The sequence below is a fragment of the Microbispora sp. NPDC049633 genome, assembly GCF_040675265.1.
Taxonomy (GTDB): Bacteria; Actinomycetota; Actinomycetes; order Streptosporangiales; family Streptosporangiaceae; genus Microbispora; species Microbispora maris.
Map to the genome: position 1 here is coordinate 23473 of NZ_JBFAOO010000016.1, position 17707 is coordinate 41179.

The following is a 17707-nucleotide window of genomic DNA, read 5'->3' on the forward strand; positions in this document are numbered from 1 at the left end:
GGACGCCGCGGAGCGAACGAGGAGCGGTGAGCGACCAATGAACACGGACTCCGTGAGGCGCGCGCTGGAGACGCCGGACGAGCGCCAGCCGTACGCCGAGCTGGGCATGAAGGACGACGAGTACCAGCGCGTACGCGAGATCCTCGGGCGCCGTCCGACCAGCTCCGAGCTGGCCATCTACTCGGTGATGTGGAGCGAGCACTGCTCCTACAAGTCGTCGAAGGTGCACCTGCGGCAGTTCGGGACCAAGGCGCCCGAGTCGGAGGCCCTCCTCGTCGGCATGGGCGAGAACGCCGGCGTGGTCGACATCGGCGACGGCTGGGCCGCCACTTTCAAGATCGAGTCGCACAACCATCCGTCGTACGTCGAGCCGCACCAGGGCGCGGCGACCGGCGTCGGCGGCATCGTGCGCGACATCATGTCGATGGGCGCCCGGCCCGTCGCGGTCATGGACGCGCTGCGCTTCGGCGGGGCCGACCAGCCCGACACGCGCCGGGTGCTGCCCGGGGTCGTCGAGGGGATCAGCCACTACGGCAACTGCCTCGGCCTGCCCAACATCGGCGGCGAGGTCGCCTTCGATCCCTGCTACATCGGCAACCCGCTGGTCAACGCCCTGTGCGTCGGCCTGCTGCGCAAGGACCAGATCAAGCTCGCCACCGCCCCCGGGCCGGGCAACAAGGTCGTGCTGTTCGGCGCGCGGACCGGCGCGGACGGCATCGGCGGCGCGTCGGTGCTGGCGTCGGCCACCTTCGAGGACGAGTCGCAGGCCAAGCGGCCCGCCGTGCAGGTGGGCGACCCGTTCATGGAGAAGCTGCTGATCGAGTGCTGCCTGGAGCTGTACCAGGCGGACGTGGTCGTCGGCATCCAGGACCTCGGCGCGGCCGGGGTGTCCTGCGCCACGACCGAGCTGGCCGCCAAGGGCACCGGCGGCATGGAGGTCGACCTCAACCTCGTCCCGCTGCGCGACCCCACGCTGCGGCCCGAGGAGATCCTCATGAGCGAGTCGCAGGAGCGCATGATGGCGGTCGTCACGCCCGACGACATCCCCGCCTTCATGGCGATCTGCGACAAGTGGGACGTGCCGGCGACCGTGATCGGTGAGGTCACCGACACCGGCAGGCTCGTCATGACGTGGGACGGCGAAGTGATCGTCGACATCCCGCCGGGCACGGCCGCCGACGAGGGCCCGGTCTACGAGCGCCCGTTCCACGAGCCCGCCGGGCAGGCGGCGCTCAACGCCGACGGCCCCGAGCGCCTGCCCCGGCCCGAGGACCTGCGGGAGACGCTGCTCACCCTGCTCGGCTCGCCCAACCTCGGGTCCAAGGAATGGGTGACCTCCCAGTACGACCGGTACGTCCGGGGCAACACGGTCCTCGCCCAGCCCGCCGACGCCGGCATGCTGCGGATCTCCGAGGTCATGCCCGGCGCCCAGGAGACCACCCGGGGCATCGCGCTCGCCACCGACGGCAACGGCCGCTACGCGAAGCTCGATCCGTACACGGGAGCCCAGCTCGCGCTGGCGGAGGCGTACCGCAACGTGGCGGTGACCGGCGCGAAGCCGCTCGCCGTCACCAACTGCCTCAACTTCGGCTCGCCGGAGGACCCCGAGGTCATGTGGCAGTTCTCCGAGGCCGTACGCGGGCTCGCCGACGCCTGCCGGACCCTCGGCGTCCCGGTGACCGGCGGCAACGTGTCGTTCTACAACCAGACGGGCTCGACCGCGATCAACCCGACGCCGGTGGTCGGCGTGCTCGGCGTGATCGACGACGTGGCGCAGCGGGTCAGGTCCGGCTTCACCGCCCCCGGCCTGCGCGTCCTGCTGCTGGGCGAGACCCGCGAGGAGTTCGGCGGGTCGGAGTGGGCGCACGTCGTCCACGGCCACCTGGGCGGGCTGCCGCCGCAGGCGGACCTGGAGGCCGAGCGCGGCCTTGCGGCGGTGCTGACCGAGGCGGCGGCCCGCGGGCTGATCGAGGGCTCGCACGACCTGTCCGACGGCGGTCTCGCCGTCGGCCTGGCCGAGGCGTGCCTGGCCCAGGGCGTCGGCTGCACGGTGACCCTGCCGGGCGAGGACGCCTTCGTCGAGTTGTTCAGCGAGTCGGCCGCGCGGGCGCTGGTGTGCGTGCGGCCCGAGGCGTTCGACGCTCTCGCCGATCTGTGCGCCCGCCACGAGGTGCCCTGCTCCGGGCTCGGCCTCACCGGCGGCTCCGCGCTCACGGTCGAGGGCGTCCTCGACGTCCCGGTCGAGGAGCTTCGCGAGGTCCACGCGTCCGCGCTCCCGCGCGTCTTCGGCTGAGTTCTTGTGAACGAGGGCCCTTCCGGCCGGTCCGGAAGGGCCCTTCGCCTGTCATGCGGCCGGTCTACAGACCGATGACGTGGCACTTCGCCGTCGCGGTCCTGGCGGGGTCGCTCTCCGAGGTGGCCGTGAGCGTGACGGTGGCCAGGCGGCTGCCGCCGTCGGCACGTTGCGCGTGGACGGCGACGTCGTCGTGCTCGCCGAAGCCGACCGCGGTGAGGGCGTTCGGCGTGATCACCGACCAGCCCTTTCCTTCGACCTTCGCCTGCAGGCGGTAGACGTCGCTGTTCAGGTACTCGCCGGCGTCCTCGGGGTGCTGCCCCTGCGCGGGCGCCGCCTTTCCGGTGTTGAACAGCGGGAAGCGGCAGGTCGACAGGCCCTTGCCGGCCGCGGGGATCCCGGCGCCGGGAAGCAGCTTCACGCCCCGCTTCTGCGGGCCCGGCCCGTCGAGCGAGCGGACCGCGACCGTGTACGACAGGGTCCCGTCGCGGCCGCGATGCGGGTCGATGACGTAGAAGTGCAGGCGGTTGGCCTGGTCCACGTACTCGTACCGGCTGCCAGAGTCGGTGCCGGCGTGGAAGAGGGCGTCGGCGAGCTGCCGGTAGTCGCCGATCGTGATCGGGACCTTGGTGCCGTCGGGCAGCACGTAGTCGGTCATGCCGATGTCCTGCGGGTTGGCGTCGATCACCCACTCGAACGGCGCCCTGTCCTGGTCCTTTGTCTTGGCCAGCAGCACGCCGGCGTCGGGGGTGAACGAGTCGCTGCCCATCCGGTCGACGACCTCGATCGTGTAGTTGTCGTAGCCGCCGCCGTCGCACAGCGGGTCGGTCGCGGTGTTACACGAACCCGTGGACCTGTCGCCGGTGCCGAAGGCGATGTTCAGGCCCGTCAGGCCGTTCTCGCCCGGCTGGACGGCGCGAGCCGTGACGTTGGCGACGACGAGGCCCGACTGCGCGAGGGCGTCACGCGACAGGCGGAGGACGTGCCGCTCGTCCACCATGTTCAGCTTGATCTTGTTGCGCAGCATGTGCTGGGCGCCCATGGACGCGCCCGCCGTGGGCGGGATCAGCCAGCGGCTGTGCGGGCCGCCCGGGCCGTTGAAGCTGCCGCGGCTGAGCATCTCCCAGATGCCGGTGTACGCCCGGCGCATCGGCGTGCCGTACGGGTTGTTGTAGTTGTCCGCGATGCCCATGATGTGGCTGAACTCGTGGGCGAACGTCCCCATCCCGGAGCTCTCGGTCTGGACCGAGTCGACGCCGAAACGCGCGTTCGGCCAGAACGTCGAGCCCGCGGCCCACGACGTCCAGTCCACGTAGCGGGTCCTGGACCAGTTGGGCAGGTTCGGGTCCGGCGGGCCGAACTCGTCGGTGACGTCCTCCTTGGTGGGGAACTTCATCATGCCGAACTCCTGCCAGGTCGACGACTCGTCCTGGCCGGCGCTCAGGTAGAAGACGAAGTCGAACCGGCCCGCCACCTCCTGGCCGACGTCGTTCAGCCAGGCCGTGTTGCCGTCCGTACGCAGGTTCCTGGTGCAGTCGTCCCCCGCCGGGCAGGCGTCCCGCTGATACTCCATGCCGTACTCGTGCGACTTGCCCGGCATCGTGTAGGGGCCGAACGCGGTGAGATCGACGCCGTAACGGCCGCCGGAGTCCTCCATCCAGTACTCGTGCAGCGTGTGGCCCTTGTTCAGCTCGTTGGGGGTGTTGAGGAAGTCCTGGTAGAACTTGGCGACCCGGTCGCGGGGGATGTCGTGGGCCTCGGCGCTGGGGTTGCCGAAGACCGTCGAGTTCCGCGGCTGGGTGACCACGAACGGCTGGTTGGGATAGTCCACCAGCACGAGTGCGCCCTTGAAGGTGCGCGCGGAGCCCTTGACCGCCGGGTTCGCCCAGTCGGTGCCCGGGATCTTCCGGTAGTCCGCCCACGTCATGTGGTCGGGGTTCTTCCAGTTCTGCGGGTCGATCGGCGCCACGACCCGGGACGGGCGGCCGCGCAGGTTCTGCGCCTCGTCCGGCTGGTCGCGCTGCCAGGGCTGGATCTGGGGCCAGTGATCACGACGCCAGGGAAGGTCGGGGTCCTCGCCGGGGGCCGCGGACGCGGGGGCCGCCGTCAGCGCGAGCGGGGCGAGCGCGATGGCCGCCACTATGCCCGGGAACAGCGTTTTTGAGAGTTTCACGAATTATGACGCTAACGCGACTATTGACGCAGATCATCGGTCACTTGTAGGGAAGACCAGCGGGCGCTTCCCCTACAGATGTCGAAGCGTCCAGGTGGAGGCCGAGTGATGGATCTGCAGCGAATCGTGGACGAGCTCGCCCTTCGCCTGGAAAGACCCCTGCTGCTCGAGGACGGCCGCCAGCGTGTCGTCGCCTACAGCGAGCAGGACGGGCCGATGGACGACGTCCGCCGCCAGTCGATCCTGCGCCGCCACACCACTCCCGACGTGCGCGACTTCCTGCGTTCGGCGGGCATCCACGAGGCGACCGGGCCGCTGCGCACCCCCGGCGCACCGGAACTGGGCCTGCTGCCGCGCGTCTGCGTTCCCGTACGGCACGACGGCCTGTCGCTCGGCTTCCTCTGGTTCATCGACGCGGCCCCGGCCATGACCGAGCCGGAGATCGCGGTCGCGGCGGAGACGGCGCCCACCCTGGCCATGACCCTGTTCCACGAGAGCCTGGCCTCCGAACTCGCCTCGCGCCGCGAACTGGAGGCCGTCACCGGGCTGCTGCTCCGCGAACCCGACGCCGACAGGACGCTGATCGAGGCGGGCGCGTTCCCGCACGGCGTGCCCGTGACCGTGGCGGTCGCCCGGCCCGCCGGCGGCGAGGCCGACGAGACCCTGCGGCTGACGCTGGAGCGCGGGCTGCTGGCCCTGCGGCGGCGCCTGGTCAGGCACCATCCCCTCCACCTGGTGCGCTACGACCACGCCGTCCTGCTCACCGCGGGCACCGGCGCCTTCCCCGAGGAGATGCACGCCGCCCTCGGGACGCCCGTCCTGGTCGGGATCGGCTCGCCCCGCCCCTCGCTCTCCCTCGCGGCCGAGTCGTACGAGGAGGCCCTGCACGCCGCCGAGATCGCCGCGAAGGTGCCGGAGTTCGGGCGCTCGGCCGAGTGGGGCCGTCTCGGCGTCTACCGCATGCTGGCCGGCATGCCGCACGGCAACCTCCACCCGGGGCTGGCACGGCTGCTGGACGAGGCCCAGCACCGGCCGCTGCTGGAGACTCTGGAGATCTACCTCGACCTCGCCGGCAACGCCCAGGCCGTCTCCCGCAGGCTCCGCCTGCACCGCACGTCGCTCTACTACCGGCTGCGGCGGGTGGAGGAACTGGCGGAGACCGACCTCAGGGACGGCGGAGAACGGCTGAGCCTGCATCTCAGCCTCAAACTCGCCCGCCTCTCCGGCCGCTACCGCCCCTCCGGGTTTCCGCCGGTCCGCGGGGAGGATTATTCACACCAGGGTTGAACAGGCGGAAGCCCTGTCACGGGCGTGATGCGCGGCTGACTTACGATCCCTGCCTGATTCATAACGCGTGTCGTACACTCGTGGAGTGGCGACTCCTGCGCACAACGAACTGCATCACCTGGTCGATCAGCTTCCGCCCGACCAGGCGCGTCGTCTGCTGCGCTTGGTGGAGACCGACCCCGAATTGACCCACTACATTCCGGAAACGCGGCAGCTTTGTGACCGTGACCGGGAAGGGCTTGTGCCGATCCGGGAAGCTCGCCGACGTATCTCGTTCGCGGGGATTCTCGATGACGGCCCAGCGGATCTGGCCGAATGCGCTGAAGACTATCTTCGCGAGCACTTCACTAGACCAGTGTGACGACCCTGCTTGATACAGGCCCGCTTGTGGCCGCCGCTCATCGCGGCGACAAGCACCACCAGACGTGCGTACGCCTGCTGGAAGAGCTTCCCGGCCCGCTTCTGCTGCCCATCACCGTCCTGATCGAGGCGTGCTGGCTGATCAACAAGTACGGCGGCCCCGTAGCTCACGCGGCTTTCCTCGAACAGCTTCACGCCGCCACGAGCAGCGGCGATCTCACCCTCGTCGTCATCACCCCCGGCGATCTGCGTCGCATGGCCGAACTGGTGCGCGCCTATCCTGCCTTACGACTCGATTCGGCGGACGCCTCGGTGGTCGCGTTGGCCGAGCGGCTCGGTGTCCGGCGCGTCGCCACTCTCGATCGACGGGACTTCTCCGTCATCAGGCCTCGCCACTGCCTCGCGCTGACACTGCTTCCCTGAGTCGTCGCCCTGTGGGAACCACCGGCTGCCGGGCGTCTCTGGTCGCGGAACCGACGAAGGCCCTCCCGGTAACCCCTCCGGAAGGGCCTTCGCAGTCGCCGTACGCCAACGCCTCGTCGCGTACGGCAAGCATGGGCGGCGCGGCGGCGGAGCCCCACGGACTCCGCCGGCACGCCCTTAGGAGATCTTGGTGCAGATGGCGTAGACGATGCCGTTGTCGCCGCCACCGCCGCCGTTGCCCGTCAGCTCGACCCTCCAGCCGTTGCCGCTCATGTAGCTGCCCGTGACGGTCTTGCTCGAGCCGACCTTGTAGCCGCCGCCGGTGACCGTCTCACCCGCCGCGCAGGAGACGGACCCGCCGTTCCCCGAGACGAACTGGCTCGCCATCCGCGAGCTCAGGGTGGGGGCGTCACCGCCGGAACCGCCCTGACCCTTGAGCCACTTCAGGAAGTCGGCCTCGTCCTTGGCGCCGCAGGTGCCCTTCTTCCAGATCTCGCAGGCGCTCTTGCCGTCCTCGCCGGGCAGGCCGCGAGGACCGGTGTCACCCTTGGCGCCCGCGGGACCCGCCGGACCGGCGGGACCACGATCACCCTCGGCGCCCTTGGGACCGGCGGGACCACGATCGCCCTCTGCACCCTTGGGACCGGTGTCGCCCTTGTCCCCCTTGGGGCCGGTAGCGCCGGTGTCGCCCTTAGGTCCCTCCGGTCCGCGTGCACCCGCCGGACCGGCGGGGCCCTGCGGGCCGGTCTCGCCCTTGTCGCCCTTCGCGCCCGTGTCACCCTTCGGGCCCTGCGGGCCGCGCATGCCCTGGGGACCACGCAGACCCTGCGGACCCGCCGGACCCTGCGGGCCGGTGCCGCCGATACCCACCGGACCCTGCGGACCGGTCTTGTTCCACGACACCTTGGTCTCGGTCGTCTTGCACGTGGTGGTCGCGTTCACCAGGCGCATGTACCGCGTGCTCTTGTTCACACACGCGTAGAACACGGCGTCACTCGCCGACGAGGCGGTGGCGGCGCCACCCAGAACCAGGACCGACCCCGCCAGAGCACCAGCCGTCATCAGGCCGATGGTGCGTCCGCCCGGCAACTTGATAGCCACGAGACTTCCCTTTCTGAAGCGCACCAAGTGCGCAGAACACGCATGTTATGCATGTGATACACGCGCCACGTGTTATGCCGGTTGTCATGCCAAACATCACGTATGCGCATCTTCGCTACCGGTGAGTCCGGGCGGTCAGGAGAGCCGGGGCGCGAGCATGGTGGAGCCCCCACGGACTCCACCACCTCTCTGTCGCCTCAGTTGCCGCCGGTGGGGCTGGGAGTCCTCGTCTGGAGAGCCGGCGTCTTGTCCTCGGCCTTCTCGTCATCGCCACCGGCGCTGCGCGCGGCGGCGTTGCCGCCACCGCCGACGGTGGCGCAGATCACGTACGCGGTGCCCTTGGTCGAGGTCCCGCCGACCTGCCAACCGGTGGGCTTGTTTCCGGAGACGATCGGACCGTTGGTGGTGATCTCCCCGATGACCTTCGTGCCGGTGTAGCCGCCGCCCGTCGCATAGCCGCCGTCGCAGTTCAGCTTCGTCGTGCCACCGGTGATACCGAAGTTGAAGTCGGCCTGCTTGACGGTGATGCCGCCCACGCCCGAGTCGCCCTTCGGGCCCTGCGGACCGGCGGGCCCCTGCGGGCCGGTCTCCCCCTTCGCGCCCGTGTCGCCCTTCGCGCCCTGGGGACCCTGCGGACCCGCGGGACCCTGCGGGCCGGTGGCTCCCTTCGCACCCTGCGGGCCGCGCATGCCCTGGGGACCACGCAGACCCTGCGGACCCGCCGGACCCTGCGGACCGGTGCCGCCGATACCCACCGGACCCTGCGGACCGGTCTTGTTCCACGACACCTTGGTCTCGGTCGTCTTGCACGTGGTGGTCGCGTTCACCAGGCGCATGTACCGCGTGCTCTTGTTCACACACGCGTAGAACACGGCGTCACTCGCCGACGAGGCGGTGGCGGCGCCACCCAGAACCAGGACCGACCCCGCCAGAGCACCAGCCGTCATCAGGCCGATGGTGCGTCCGCCCGGCAACTTGATAGCCACGAGACTTCCCTTTCTGAAGCGCACCAAGTGCGCGGAAGAACAGAAGTGATGCATGTGATACACGCGCTATTGCATATGGGGGTTGTCACGTTAAACATCACGTATATGCATCTCCGCTATCAGTAAGCACGGATGGTCAAAAGCTCCCTTCTACGGGGAGCGCAGCCTTCGGTGGCGCATCTGTCCGGTGAGTGGTTGCGGGGACAATTGAGACGTACGGCGTACGCCAGAATCGACGGCATGGCCGACAACCCCCCGGAACCCGGCTCCGCCGAGCATGCGAACGCCCTCCGATACGCCTGGAGGGTCTGCTCCGTCACCGGGCTCGGCCTCGTGCTCATCGGGCTCAGTTCCAGCACACTGAACGTCGCTCTCCCCTCGGTCGTACGGCACTTCGAGGCCGGGCCGCTGGCGTCGAGCTGGATCCTGCTCGCGCACCTGCTGATCAGCACCGCGACGCTGGTGTTCTTCGGCCGCGTCGCGGACCTGCTCGGCAGGCGGGAGGTCTATCTCGTCGGCTTCGCCCTCTTCACCGGCGCGTCGCTGCTCGCCGGGATCGCGCCCGACGTCGGCGTCCTCATCGTCCTGCGGGCGGTCCAGGGACTCGGTGCGGCCATGATCCTCGCCAACGGCACGGTGATCGTCACCGCCGCCTTCCCGCCCGACAGGCTCAGCCAGGGGATGGGCGTCTACATGGCCACGCTCTCGGTGGCCCAGCTCGCCGGGCCGACCCTCGGCGGCCTGATCGCGGACACGCTCGGCTGGCGATGGATCTTCTGGATCAACGTCCCGGCGGGGGTGGTCGCGCTCGCCTGGGGCGCGGCCGTGCTGCGGAGGGTCCCGGCCGGCCCCCGGCAGTCCGTGGACGCGCTGGGCAACCTGATCGTGTTCGCCGCCCTGTCGGCCGTACTGGTCGCGATCAGCCAGGGCGAGCCGTTGCCCGGCGTGGCCGCCGCCGCGCTCGTCCCCGCGCTGTTCGCGGTGGAGCGCAGGGCACGCAACCCGGTGCTCAACCTCACGTTGTTCGGCGGGCGCATGCTGCTGTGCGCCAACCTGGCGTCGTTCGCCAACGCGCTGGCGCGCTCGTCGCTGATCCTGCTCGCCGGGCTCTACTTCCAGGCCGCGCGCGGGGCCGACGCGCTGGCCGCCGGCGTCGCCGTGCTGCCGGTCCCCGTGGGCATGACCCTCGCCTCTCCGCTGGCGGGCGCGCTGGGCCGCAGGGTGAGCCCGTACGCGCTGTCGGTGGGGGGGTGCGCGCTCTCGGCGTCGGGGCTGCTCGTCCTCACGCTCGCGGCGGGCCCGGCCACGCCGTACTGGGTGATCGGCGCCGGGCTCTTCGTATGCGGGTGCGGCAGCGGGGCCTTCCTCACCGGCAACACGACGCAGGTCATGGGCGCGCTGCCCGAGGCGAGCCGGGGGGTGGTGAACGGCTTCCGGCTGATGGTCATGAACGTCGGCGTCGTGCTCAGCGTCGCGACGACGCTGACCGTGCTGACCGCCTCGGTCGCGCCGGCGCTGCGGAACCAGGTCTACGCCGGGACGCTGTCACGGGTGTCCCCCGACGCGCTGCGACAACTCATGGCGGGGTTCCACACCACCTATCTGGTGTTGTTCTGCGTCGCGCTGCTCGGCGTCCTCTTCGCGGCCATGGCCTCGACCCCGGACATCAGGAGATCCAGGCCGAACGCGTAGTAGGCGTCGAGGTCGGGCTCCTCCTCCATCGTCTTGGCATACGCGACGACGCGGGGGAACTCGTCGGCGGGGAGCCGTTCCAGGGCCAGCCGCTTCTGCCGTCGCATCTCGGCCGCCTGCTCAGCCGTGAACGCGCCGGGGCAGCCGGGCTCGTTGTCGACCAGGGCCATCGCGCCGTGCAGCAGGTAGGTGGAGACGGCGTAGCCCTCGCTCAGCGTGAACCCCGCCTGGGAGAGCAGATCGAGCGCGGTGTCGGTCGCCCGGCTGAACCTCGGGAGCTCCTGCTTCTCGACCATCGCGAACAGGCCCGGCATGTACCGGTGCCGCCGCATCACCCCGATCAGCGCCTCAACCATCGTCCGCAGCCGCAGGCTCCACGGCGCGGACGGCTCGGACTCGGCCGTGACCTCGGCGAGCAGGTGGTCGGCGATGCAGACGAGCAACTGGTCCTTGTTCTTGACGTGCCAGTAGAGGGCCATCGGCGTCACCCCCAGCTCCTGGGCGAGCCGGCGCACCGTGACCGATTCCAGGCTCTCCGCGTCGGCCAGCTCCACGGCCTTCTCGATCAGACTCAGGCGGCTCAGCCGCTCCGTGTTCGCCATGGTCCGCAGCCTCCCTACCTCCTCGGGACTTGACAACTATACGCCGTACAAGTTCTCCTATGCACCGTACATGTACGTCGTACATGTACCTCGTACAAGAGGAGGACACATGTCCGGACGGTGGTGGGCGCTGGTCGCGGTGTCGCTCGCGACTTTCATGACCTACCTGGACAACAACGTGGTCAATGTGGCCCTGCCGACGATCCAGCGGGATCTGGCGCTGACGATCTCCGGACTGGAGTGGATCGTGAGCGCGTACATCCTGGTGTTCGCGGGCCTGCTGCTCGCGGGCGGACGCCTCGCGGACGTCTTCGGCCCCAGGACCGCGTTCTTCACGGGCCTGACGGTCTTCACGCTCGCGTCGGTGGCGGCGGGCCTCGCCGGGAGCCAGGAGACGCTGATCGCGGCGCGGGCGGTGCAGGGGCTCGGCGCCGCGCTGGTGACGCCGTCGACGCTGGCCCTGCTGCCGCGGATCTTCCCCGATCCGCGCGAGCGGGCGACGGCCGTCGGCATCTGGAGCGCGGTCGGCGCTCTGGCCCTCGCGATCGGCCCGCTCACCGGCGGGTTCCTCAGCGAGAACGCCGACTGGGGCTGGATCTTCCTGATCAACCTGCCGATCGGCGTGGTCGCGGCCGCGATCGGCCTGCGTTCGATCAGGGTCGAGCGGGCCGCGTCCGGGCGGAGGGCCCTCGACCTGCCCGGCCTGGCCACCTCCGCCGTGGCGCTGTTCGCCCTCACCTACGCGCTCATCGAGGGCGAGTCGCGTGGGTGGACCTCGGCGCCGATCCTCGGGGCTTTCGCGGCCTTCGCGGTGGCCGCCGTCGCGTTCCTGGCCGTCGAGTCCCGCACGGCGCAGCCGATGATCGACCTCAGCCTGTTCCGTGAGCGGGTCTTCAGCGGCGGCCTGCTGTCGATGGGCCTGTGGTCGTTCGGCGTCTTCGGCATCTACTTCTTCACCGCGCTCTACCTGCAGAGCGCGCTCGGGTTCTCCCCGACCGAGGCGGGCGCGGGCTTCGTGCCGATGGCCCTGCTCATGGCGGTGATCGCGAGCGTCTCACCGAGGATCGCCGAGCGCTTCGGCAGCGCGGGCACGGTGGCCGTCGGCCTCGGCCTGATGGCGGTGGCCATCGGCGGGCTGTCGAGCGCGGGCGAGGGCTCCCACTACGGCGACCTGCTCCCCTGGTTCCTGCTGTACGGCGCGGGCGCCGGTCTGCTCGTCCCGCTGACCAACGTGGTGCTGAACGCGATGCCCCCCGCGCGGGCCGGCGTGGCCTCGGGCGTGCTCAACGTCTCTCGCGAGGTCTTCGGCCTGCTCGGCATCACGATCCTGGGCGCGATCCTGAGCGCCAGGCAGAGCGCGGTCGGCGGCGCCCCGCTGCACGCCTTCCTGGAGGCCTACCGGTTCACGCTGCTGATCGCGGCGGCGATCGTGCTGGTCGGCGTCCCGGTCAGCGTGTACTCCCTGCGCCGCGACCGGGCCTCGGCCGACGTCACCGGGCCCGCCGAGCACGCCGAGCCCGCCGTGGCCGAGCCGGTCGCCTGAATCCCCGTACGGCTCCGCACCCCGCGGAGCCGTACGGGGGGTTCTATTCCTTGATCACGTTGTCACGCGAACCGCCGTCGTAGACCGGGTTCCAGTCGAGGTGCTCCTTGGTGACGAGCAGGCGGATCAGTCTGGACTTCCGGCTGGACTCCTCCGCCTCCCAGACGATCCAGTCCTTCCCGACGGGGACGTCCTGCTTGTGCGGATCAATGGCGAAGCCACCGAGGTTCCGGGGGTTGGGATCCATGATCAGATATGTGACCTCCAGGCCGCGCTTCTCGATCTCCGGCACGACCTCGCCCACCGTCCTCCCGTCCACCCGGTAGCCGGCGAGCGAGCGGCCCTTCGTGGTCGCCGTTCGATCGAAGAGCTCCGGCTCGCCGGTCGTCTTGGGGGTGTCGTCGGGCACGAGCACGCACGGCTTGACCGGATCCTCCATGAGGATCGTGCTGGTGCTGCTCATCCCGCCGGGCAGGGCCGTGAGGGTCCAGACGAAGGTCTGGCCGGGCTTGAACAGCCGGGTGTCGATCCGCATCTGCCAGCCGTACTTCGCCCCCGGCAAATTGGTGGGCGGATCGTAGATGCCCCGGGGTATGTCCTCCACATGGGTGGCCCTCGGCTCCCGGCACTTCTTCCCGGCGGGCACGTAGTCGACGACGGCGGGGACGCCCAGGTCACGCAGCTGCTTCGCCAACCCCGCGACGTCGCGGAAGTCGTGGACCCTGACCCACACGACTCCGTGGGAGTCCTTGGCGACGGCGTAGGAGGGTGTGGTGAGGGCCCCGTCGTGCAGCAGGCTCGGGCCGACGACGATGCCCGCGGCGGCCACGGCGGCGGCCGCCAGGCCCAGAGCCAGGCGGCGCGGGCCGCGACGCCTGACACGCGCCGGCGCGGACACGCCGCCGCCGGTCGGCTCGGCCGTGATCGAGGCCAGCAACGCCCGCGCCCCCGCGTCGGACGGACGGCCGCCCGGCGCGCCGGGCTCGACCCGGGCCAGCGGCCCGATCACCGCTTCGATGTCCTTCACAGCGACCTCCCCGCCGGCGCCAGCCGGCTGCCTGACGTGAGATGGACGCCCGCCTCGGCGAGCGCACGGGAAAAGCGCCTTCGGGCACGGTGGAGCCGGATGCGTACGGCGTTGCGCGACAGGCCGAGCGCCGTGGCGATCTCCTCGCGCCCCAGTCCCTCCCACGCGACCAGCGCCAGCAACTCGCGGTCGTCGTCGGACAGGCTCAGGAACGCCTCGCCGATCGCGGCCAGCTCGACCCCGCTCTCGGGGGAGTCGCCGTACAGGTCGGCCAGGTCGGCGTCCAACTCGGCGCTACGCGCCTGGCGGCGGACCTCCCCCCTGCGGTGGTTCGCCACCACGTTGCGGGCCACGCCGTACAGCCACAGGACGGCCTCGTCTCCCTCGGGTAAGTCGTCCAGCCGCCGCCAGGCGACGGTGTAGACCTCGGCCACCACGTCGGCCGCGTCCTGCGGCGAGTCGCAGCGGCGCGCGGCGTACGCCGTGAGCCGGCCGTACGTCTCCCGATATACGGCCTCGAACCTGGCCGCCGGTTCGTCATCCACGGGCGGTTCCCATGATCGTCCCCTTGTCGGGTGTTCCTACGGACACTCCTTTCATGTACGGAGACCGCCCGTCATTTCCCACCAGATCGAGCGGGGGCGGGATCCGGGACAATGGGCCGGTGCCGGTACGCAGACTCGACCCGGAAAAGATCAGAGAGGCGCTCGACGCCCAGCTCGCCGATCTCGGACGGCCGCCGTTCGACGGCCCCGAGAGCGCCGCGGGGAACGCGTGCGTGCTGGCCGTGCTCGACGCCTACGAGACCGGGCGCACGCCGGTCAGGACCGCGGCACGCGCCGCCGTACGGCACCTGCTGGACGAGCTAGCCGCGCGGGCGCCGGGACGCTCGGTGGAGGTGCGGGTCCCGCCGTACGCCGCGGTGCAGTGCGTGGAAGGGCCCCGGCACACCCGGGGCACCCCGCCCAACGTCATCGAGACCGACCCCCGCACCTGGCTCGAACTGGCCACGGGCCGGCTGTCCTGGACCGGCGCCACCGACGCCGGGAAGATCTCGGCCAGCGGCTCCCGTGCCGACCTGTCCGCGCTGCTGCCTCTCTGGTGACCTCGCCCCGGGCTACCGGGGGCCGGCGAGCCTGTCCTCCACGCAGCGCTGCGCGTCCTCCTGCGTGGGATACAGCCGACGGTCGAAACACTCGCCGACGTGCCTGGTCTGGAACCAGGTGAAGAGAATCACACCGATGACCAGGGCGAGCAGCAGGGTCAGCGCGCTCAGCACCAGCCCGCCGACCGCCCTGCGCCTGTTGGAGTTCCGCGCGATCGCCACGATGCCGAGGACGAGTCCGACGACCGCCACGAGCGTGCCGACGCCGCAGACCAGCAGCAGGACGAGCGAGCAGATCCCGAGCACCAGCGCGGCGGTCCCGAGCCCGCCGCCCGGCTGGGCCCCCCAGGGCGCACCGGGAGGTCCGCCCGGCGCCGGAGGCGGCGGCAGCGGCCCCCCGTACGGCGGCTGCCCGTGAGGCGGTTGTCCGGGGGGAGGTCCCGAGCCGTACGGCTCCCGCGGCTGCCCGGGGTCGTGGGGTGTCGCCACGATGATCCCTCCCGTACCGATTCTGGGGCCTGCCCGAAAGCTCAGACTCCCCCGAAATCCGCGTGTGAGCAGGGACGACACGGCAAAGAGCGGGTGATGCTTCCGGCGCCTCACCGGCATGCCCCGGTTTGAGCAGCGCCAATGCCCAAATAGACTCAAGTACGTGTTGAAGGGCGACGGCCGGCTGGGCCATGACCTCGACCCCCAGGACCGCGCTCCGAAGGACGCCTGTGGCGTCTTCGGCGTATGGGCGCCCGGGGAGGACGTCTCCAAACTCACCTACTACGGCCTCTACGCGTTGCAGCACCGTGGACAGGAGTCCGCGGGCATCGCGGTCAGCGAGGGCAGCCGCATCCTCGTCTACAAGGACATGGGCCTGGTGGCCCAGGTCTTCGACGAGTCGATCCTCGGCACCCTGCGCGGGCACCTGTCCATCGGGCACTGCCGTTACTCCACGACCGGATCGAGTGTCTGGGAGAACGCGCAGCCCACGCTGAGCTCGACCGACGGGGGCGGGCTCGCGCTCGCCCACAACGGCAACCTGATCAATACCGCCCACCTCGCCGAACGGCTCGCGCCGGGCTCCACGCGCGCGACGACCGACACCGAGGTGCTCACCGCGCTGCTGGCGCAGGATGCCTCGCGTCCGGTCGAGGACGTGGCGGCCGAGCTGCTTCCCGAGATCAAGGGCGCCTACTCGCTCGTCTGGATGAACGAGACGACGCTGTTCGCCGCCCGCGACCCGCAGGGCATCCGCCCGCTGGTGCTGGGCCGGCTGGAGCGCGGCTGGGTGGTCGCCTCCGAGACCGCGGCCCTCGACATCGTCGGCGCGTCGTTCATCCGCGAGATCGAGCCCGGCGAACTGCTCACCATCGACGAGCGCGGCGTCCGTTCGCGCCGCTTCGCACCGGCCGAGCCCAAGGGCTGCCTGTTCGAGTACGTCTACCTCGCCCGGCCCGACACCACGATCGCCGGGCGCGGCGTGCAGTCCACCCGGGTCGAGGTCGGCCGCGTGCTGGCCCGCGAGCACCCGGTGGAAGCCGACCTCGTCATCCCCACGCCCGAGTCCGGCACGCCCGCCGCCATCGGCTACGCCGAGCAGAGCGGCATCCCGTACGGCCAGGGCCTGGTGAAGAACTCCTACGTCGGCCGGACGTTCATCCAGCCGTCGCAGACGATCCGGCAGCTCGGCATCCGCCTCAAGCTCAACCCGCTGCGCGAGGTCATCGAGGGCAAGCGCCTGGTGGTCGTGGACGACTCGATCGTCCGCGGCAACACCCAGCGGGCCATCGTGAAGATGCTGCGCGAGGCCGGGGCGACCGAGGTCCACGTCCGGATCTCCTCGCCCCCGGTCGCCTGGCCGTGCTTCTACGGCATCGACTTCGCCACCCGCGCGGAGCTGATCGCCGGGTCGCTGTCGGTCGAGGAGATCCGCGCCTCGCTCGGCGCCGACTCCCTGGGGTACATCTCCCTCGACGGGCTCACCCGGGCGACGACGCTGCCGGCCGACCGGCTCTGCCGCGCGTGCTTCACCGGTGAGTACCCCATTGCGATCGAGGACGACAGGGTGGGCAAGTTCGTGCTGGAGGCCCAGCGATGACCAGTTACGCCGCCGCCGGCGTCGACATCGAGGCCGGCGACCGCGCGGTCGAGCTGATGAAGTCGCGGGTGGCACGCTCCCGGCGGCCGGAGGTCGTGGACGACGCCAGCGGCTTCGCCGGGCTCTTCGACGCCTCGGCGTTCCTGCGCTACCGCCGGCCGCTGCTGGCCACGTCCACCGACGGCGTGGGCACCAAGGTCATGCTGGCCCAGCAGCTCGGCAAGCACGACACGATCGGCATCGACCTCGTCGGCATGGTCGTCGACGACCTCGTGGTCTGCGGGGCCGAGCCGCTGTTCATGACCGACTACATCGCGTGCGGCAAGGTCGTGCCCGAGCGGATCGCCGACATCGTGGGCGGCGTGGCCGAGGGCTGCCGGCTCGCGGGCTGCGCGCTCGTCGGCGGGGAGACCGCCGAGCACCCCGGCGCGATGGGCCCCGACGAGTACGACCTCGCGGGCGCGGGCACCGGGGTCGTGGAGGCCGACGAGCTGCTCGGTCCCGACCGGGTCGCGCCGGGGGACGTGGTGCTCGGGCTGGCTTCCAGCGGCGTCCACTCCAACGGATACTCGCTGGTCAGGCATGTGATCAAGACGGCCGGGCTGGGTCTGGAGCAGGAGCTGCCCGAGCTGGGCCGTACGCTCGGCGAGGAACTGCTCGAGCCCACCCGCATCTACTCGCTCGACTGCCTGGCGCTCATCCGCGAGACCGAGGTGCACGCCCTGGCGCACATCACCGGCGGCGGGCTGGCGGCCAACCTCGCCAGGTCGCTGCCCGGCACGGTGGACGCCCTGCTCGACCGCGACTCCTGGACGCCGCCCGCGATCTTCGAGGTGCTGGCCGGGCGCGGCGGCGTGCCCCAGGAGGAGATGGACAAGACGTTCAACCTCGGCGTGGGCATGTGCGCGATCGTCCCGGCGGCGGAGGCCGACAGGGCACTCGCGCTGCTGACCGGGCGCGGCCTGCCCGCCTGGGTGCTGGGCGAGGTCGTCCCCGGGGAGGGGCGAGCCCGTTTCCGCCGGTGAG

The 17707-nt window shown here is 70.9% G+C and carries 16 protein-coding genes; 9 read left to right on the top strand and 7 right to left on the bottom strand.

Translation table 11 applies throughout. From position 1 onward, the window contains the following. Positions 1 to 37: 37 nt before the first annotated feature. Positions 38 to 2293 carry a phosphoribosylformylglycinamidine synthase subunit PurL gene (gene purL, locus AB0J39_RS06800; RefSeq protein ID WP_363462465.1) on the top strand — a complete coding sequence of 752 codons (2256 nt, stop codon included), beginning with the start codon at positions 38 to 40 and terminating at the stop codon, positions 2291 to 2293. Positions 2294 to 2357: 64 nt separating this feature from the next. Here purL and AB0J39_RS06805 read toward each other — a convergent pair whose 3' ends face one another. Continuing rightward, positions 2358 to 4466, bottom strand: coding sequence for a M6 family metalloprotease domain-containing protein (locus AB0J39_RS06805; protein ID WP_363462466.1), 2109 nt, complete (start codon positions 4464 to 4466; stop codon positions 2358 to 2360). Positions 4467 to 4574: 108 nt separating this feature from the next. Between AB0J39_RS06805 and AB0J39_RS06810 the strand changes: the two genes are divergently transcribed. From AB0J39_RS06810 to AB0J39_RS06820, 3 genes are all read left to right on the top strand, one after another. After that, entirely contained in the window at positions 4575 to 5753 is a 1179-nt protein-coding gene (locus tag AB0J39_RS06810) for a helix-turn-helix domain-containing protein (RefSeq protein WP_363462467.1), read from the top strand. A gap of 85 nt (positions 5754 to 5838) precedes the next feature. After that, on the top strand, positions 5839 to 6114 hold the full coding sequence (locus AB0J39_RS06815) for a hypothetical protein (RefSeq protein WP_363462468.1): 276 nt from the start codon (positions 5839 to 5841) through the stop codon (positions 6112 to 6114). Continuing rightward, positions 6111 to 6536 carry a PIN domain-containing protein gene (locus tag AB0J39_RS06820; protein WP_363462469.1) on the top strand — a complete coding sequence of 142 codons (426 nt, stop codon included), beginning with the start codon at positions 6111 to 6113 and terminating at the stop codon, positions 6534 to 6536. Before AB0J39_RS06815 ends, AB0J39_RS06820 begins: the two co-directional genes overlap by 4 nt. Positions 6537 to 6713: 177 nt before the next feature. On the opposite strand, the gene AB0J39_RS06825 is transcribed toward AB0J39_RS06820, so the two are convergent. Together AB0J39_RS06825 and AB0J39_RS06830 are read right to left on the bottom strand one after the other, a co-directional pair. Further along, a complete protein-coding gene (locus tag AB0J39_RS06825) occupies positions 6714 to 7598 on the bottom strand; it encodes a hypothetical protein (RefSeq protein WP_363462470.1) in 885 nt (294 codons plus the stop codon). Positions 7599 to 7834: 236 nt separating this feature from the next. Further along, positions 7835 to 8584, bottom strand: coding sequence for a hypothetical protein (locus AB0J39_RS06830; RefSeq protein WP_363462471.1), 750 nt, complete (start codon positions 8582 to 8584; stop codon positions 7835 to 7837). A gap of 279 nt (positions 8585 to 8863) precedes the next feature. On the opposite strand from AB0J39_RS06830, the gene AB0J39_RS06835 reads away from it, so the two are divergent. Further along, positions 8864 to 10315: an MFS transporter gene (locus AB0J39_RS06835; protein WP_363462472.1), complete on the top strand. Its 1452-nt coding sequence runs from the start codon at positions 8864 to 8866 to the stop codon at positions 10313 to 10315. Here AB0J39_RS06835 and AB0J39_RS06840 read toward each other — a convergent pair. After that, complete coding sequence (locus AB0J39_RS06840; protein WP_363462473.1) at positions 10222 to 10917, bottom strand: TetR family transcriptional regulator; 696 nt, start codon at positions 10915 to 10917, stop codon at positions 10222 to 10224. The genes AB0J39_RS06835 and AB0J39_RS06840 overlap by 94 nt on opposite strands. Positions 10918 to 11026: 109 nt before the next feature. Between AB0J39_RS06840 and AB0J39_RS06845 the strand changes: the two genes are divergently transcribed. Beyond that, the gene (locus AB0J39_RS06845) at positions 11027 to 12460 is read left to right on the top strand and encodes an MFS transporter (RefSeq protein WP_363462474.1); all 1434 of its coding nucleotides are present in this window, start codon (positions 11027 to 11029) and stop codon (positions 12458 to 12460) included. Between the two features lie 43 nt (positions 12461 to 12503). On the opposite strand, the gene AB0J39_RS06850 is transcribed toward AB0J39_RS06845, so the two are convergent. Then, positions 12504 to 13487, bottom strand: a complete 984-nt coding sequence (locus tag AB0J39_RS06850; protein WP_363462475.1) for a hypothetical protein — start codon at positions 13485 to 13487, stop codon at positions 12504 to 12506. Continuing rightward, entirely contained in the window at positions 13484 to 14032 is a 549-nt protein-coding gene (locus AB0J39_RS06855; protein ID WP_363462476.1) for an RNA polymerase sigma factor, read from the bottom strand. Before AB0J39_RS06855 ends, AB0J39_RS06850 begins: the two co-directional genes overlap by 4 nt. A gap of 119 nt (positions 14033 to 14151) precedes the next feature. Between AB0J39_RS06855 and AB0J39_RS06860 the strand changes: the two genes are divergently transcribed. Further along, the gene (locus AB0J39_RS06860; protein ID WP_363462477.1) at positions 14152 to 14592 is read left to right on the top strand and encodes a sterol carrier family protein; all 441 of its coding nucleotides are present in this window, start codon (positions 14152 to 14154) and stop codon (positions 14590 to 14592) included. A gap of 12 nt (positions 14593 to 14604) precedes the next feature. Here the strand turns inward: AB0J39_RS06860 and AB0J39_RS06865 are convergent, their stop codons facing one another. After that, positions 14605 to 15081, bottom strand: a complete 477-nt coding sequence (locus tag AB0J39_RS06865; protein ID WP_363462478.1) for a hypothetical protein — start codon at positions 15079 to 15081, stop codon at positions 14605 to 14607. A gap of 163 nt (positions 15082 to 15244) precedes the next feature. Between AB0J39_RS06865 and purF the strand changes: the two genes are divergently transcribed. Further along, positions 15245 to 16681 carry an amidophosphoribosyltransferase gene (gene purF / locus AB0J39_RS06870; protein ID WP_363462479.1) on the top strand — a complete coding sequence of 479 codons (1437 nt, stop codon included), beginning with the start codon at positions 15245 to 15247 and terminating at the stop codon, positions 16679 to 16681. Then, positions 16678 to 17706 carry a phosphoribosylformylglycinamidine cyclo-ligase gene (gene purM, locus AB0J39_RS06875; RefSeq protein WP_363462480.1) on the top strand — a complete coding sequence of 343 codons (1029 nt, stop codon included), beginning with the start codon at positions 16678 to 16680 and terminating at the stop codon, positions 17704 to 17706. The genes purF and purM overlap by 4 nt, the downstream gene beginning before the upstream one ends. Position 17707 lies beyond the last annotated feature (1 nt).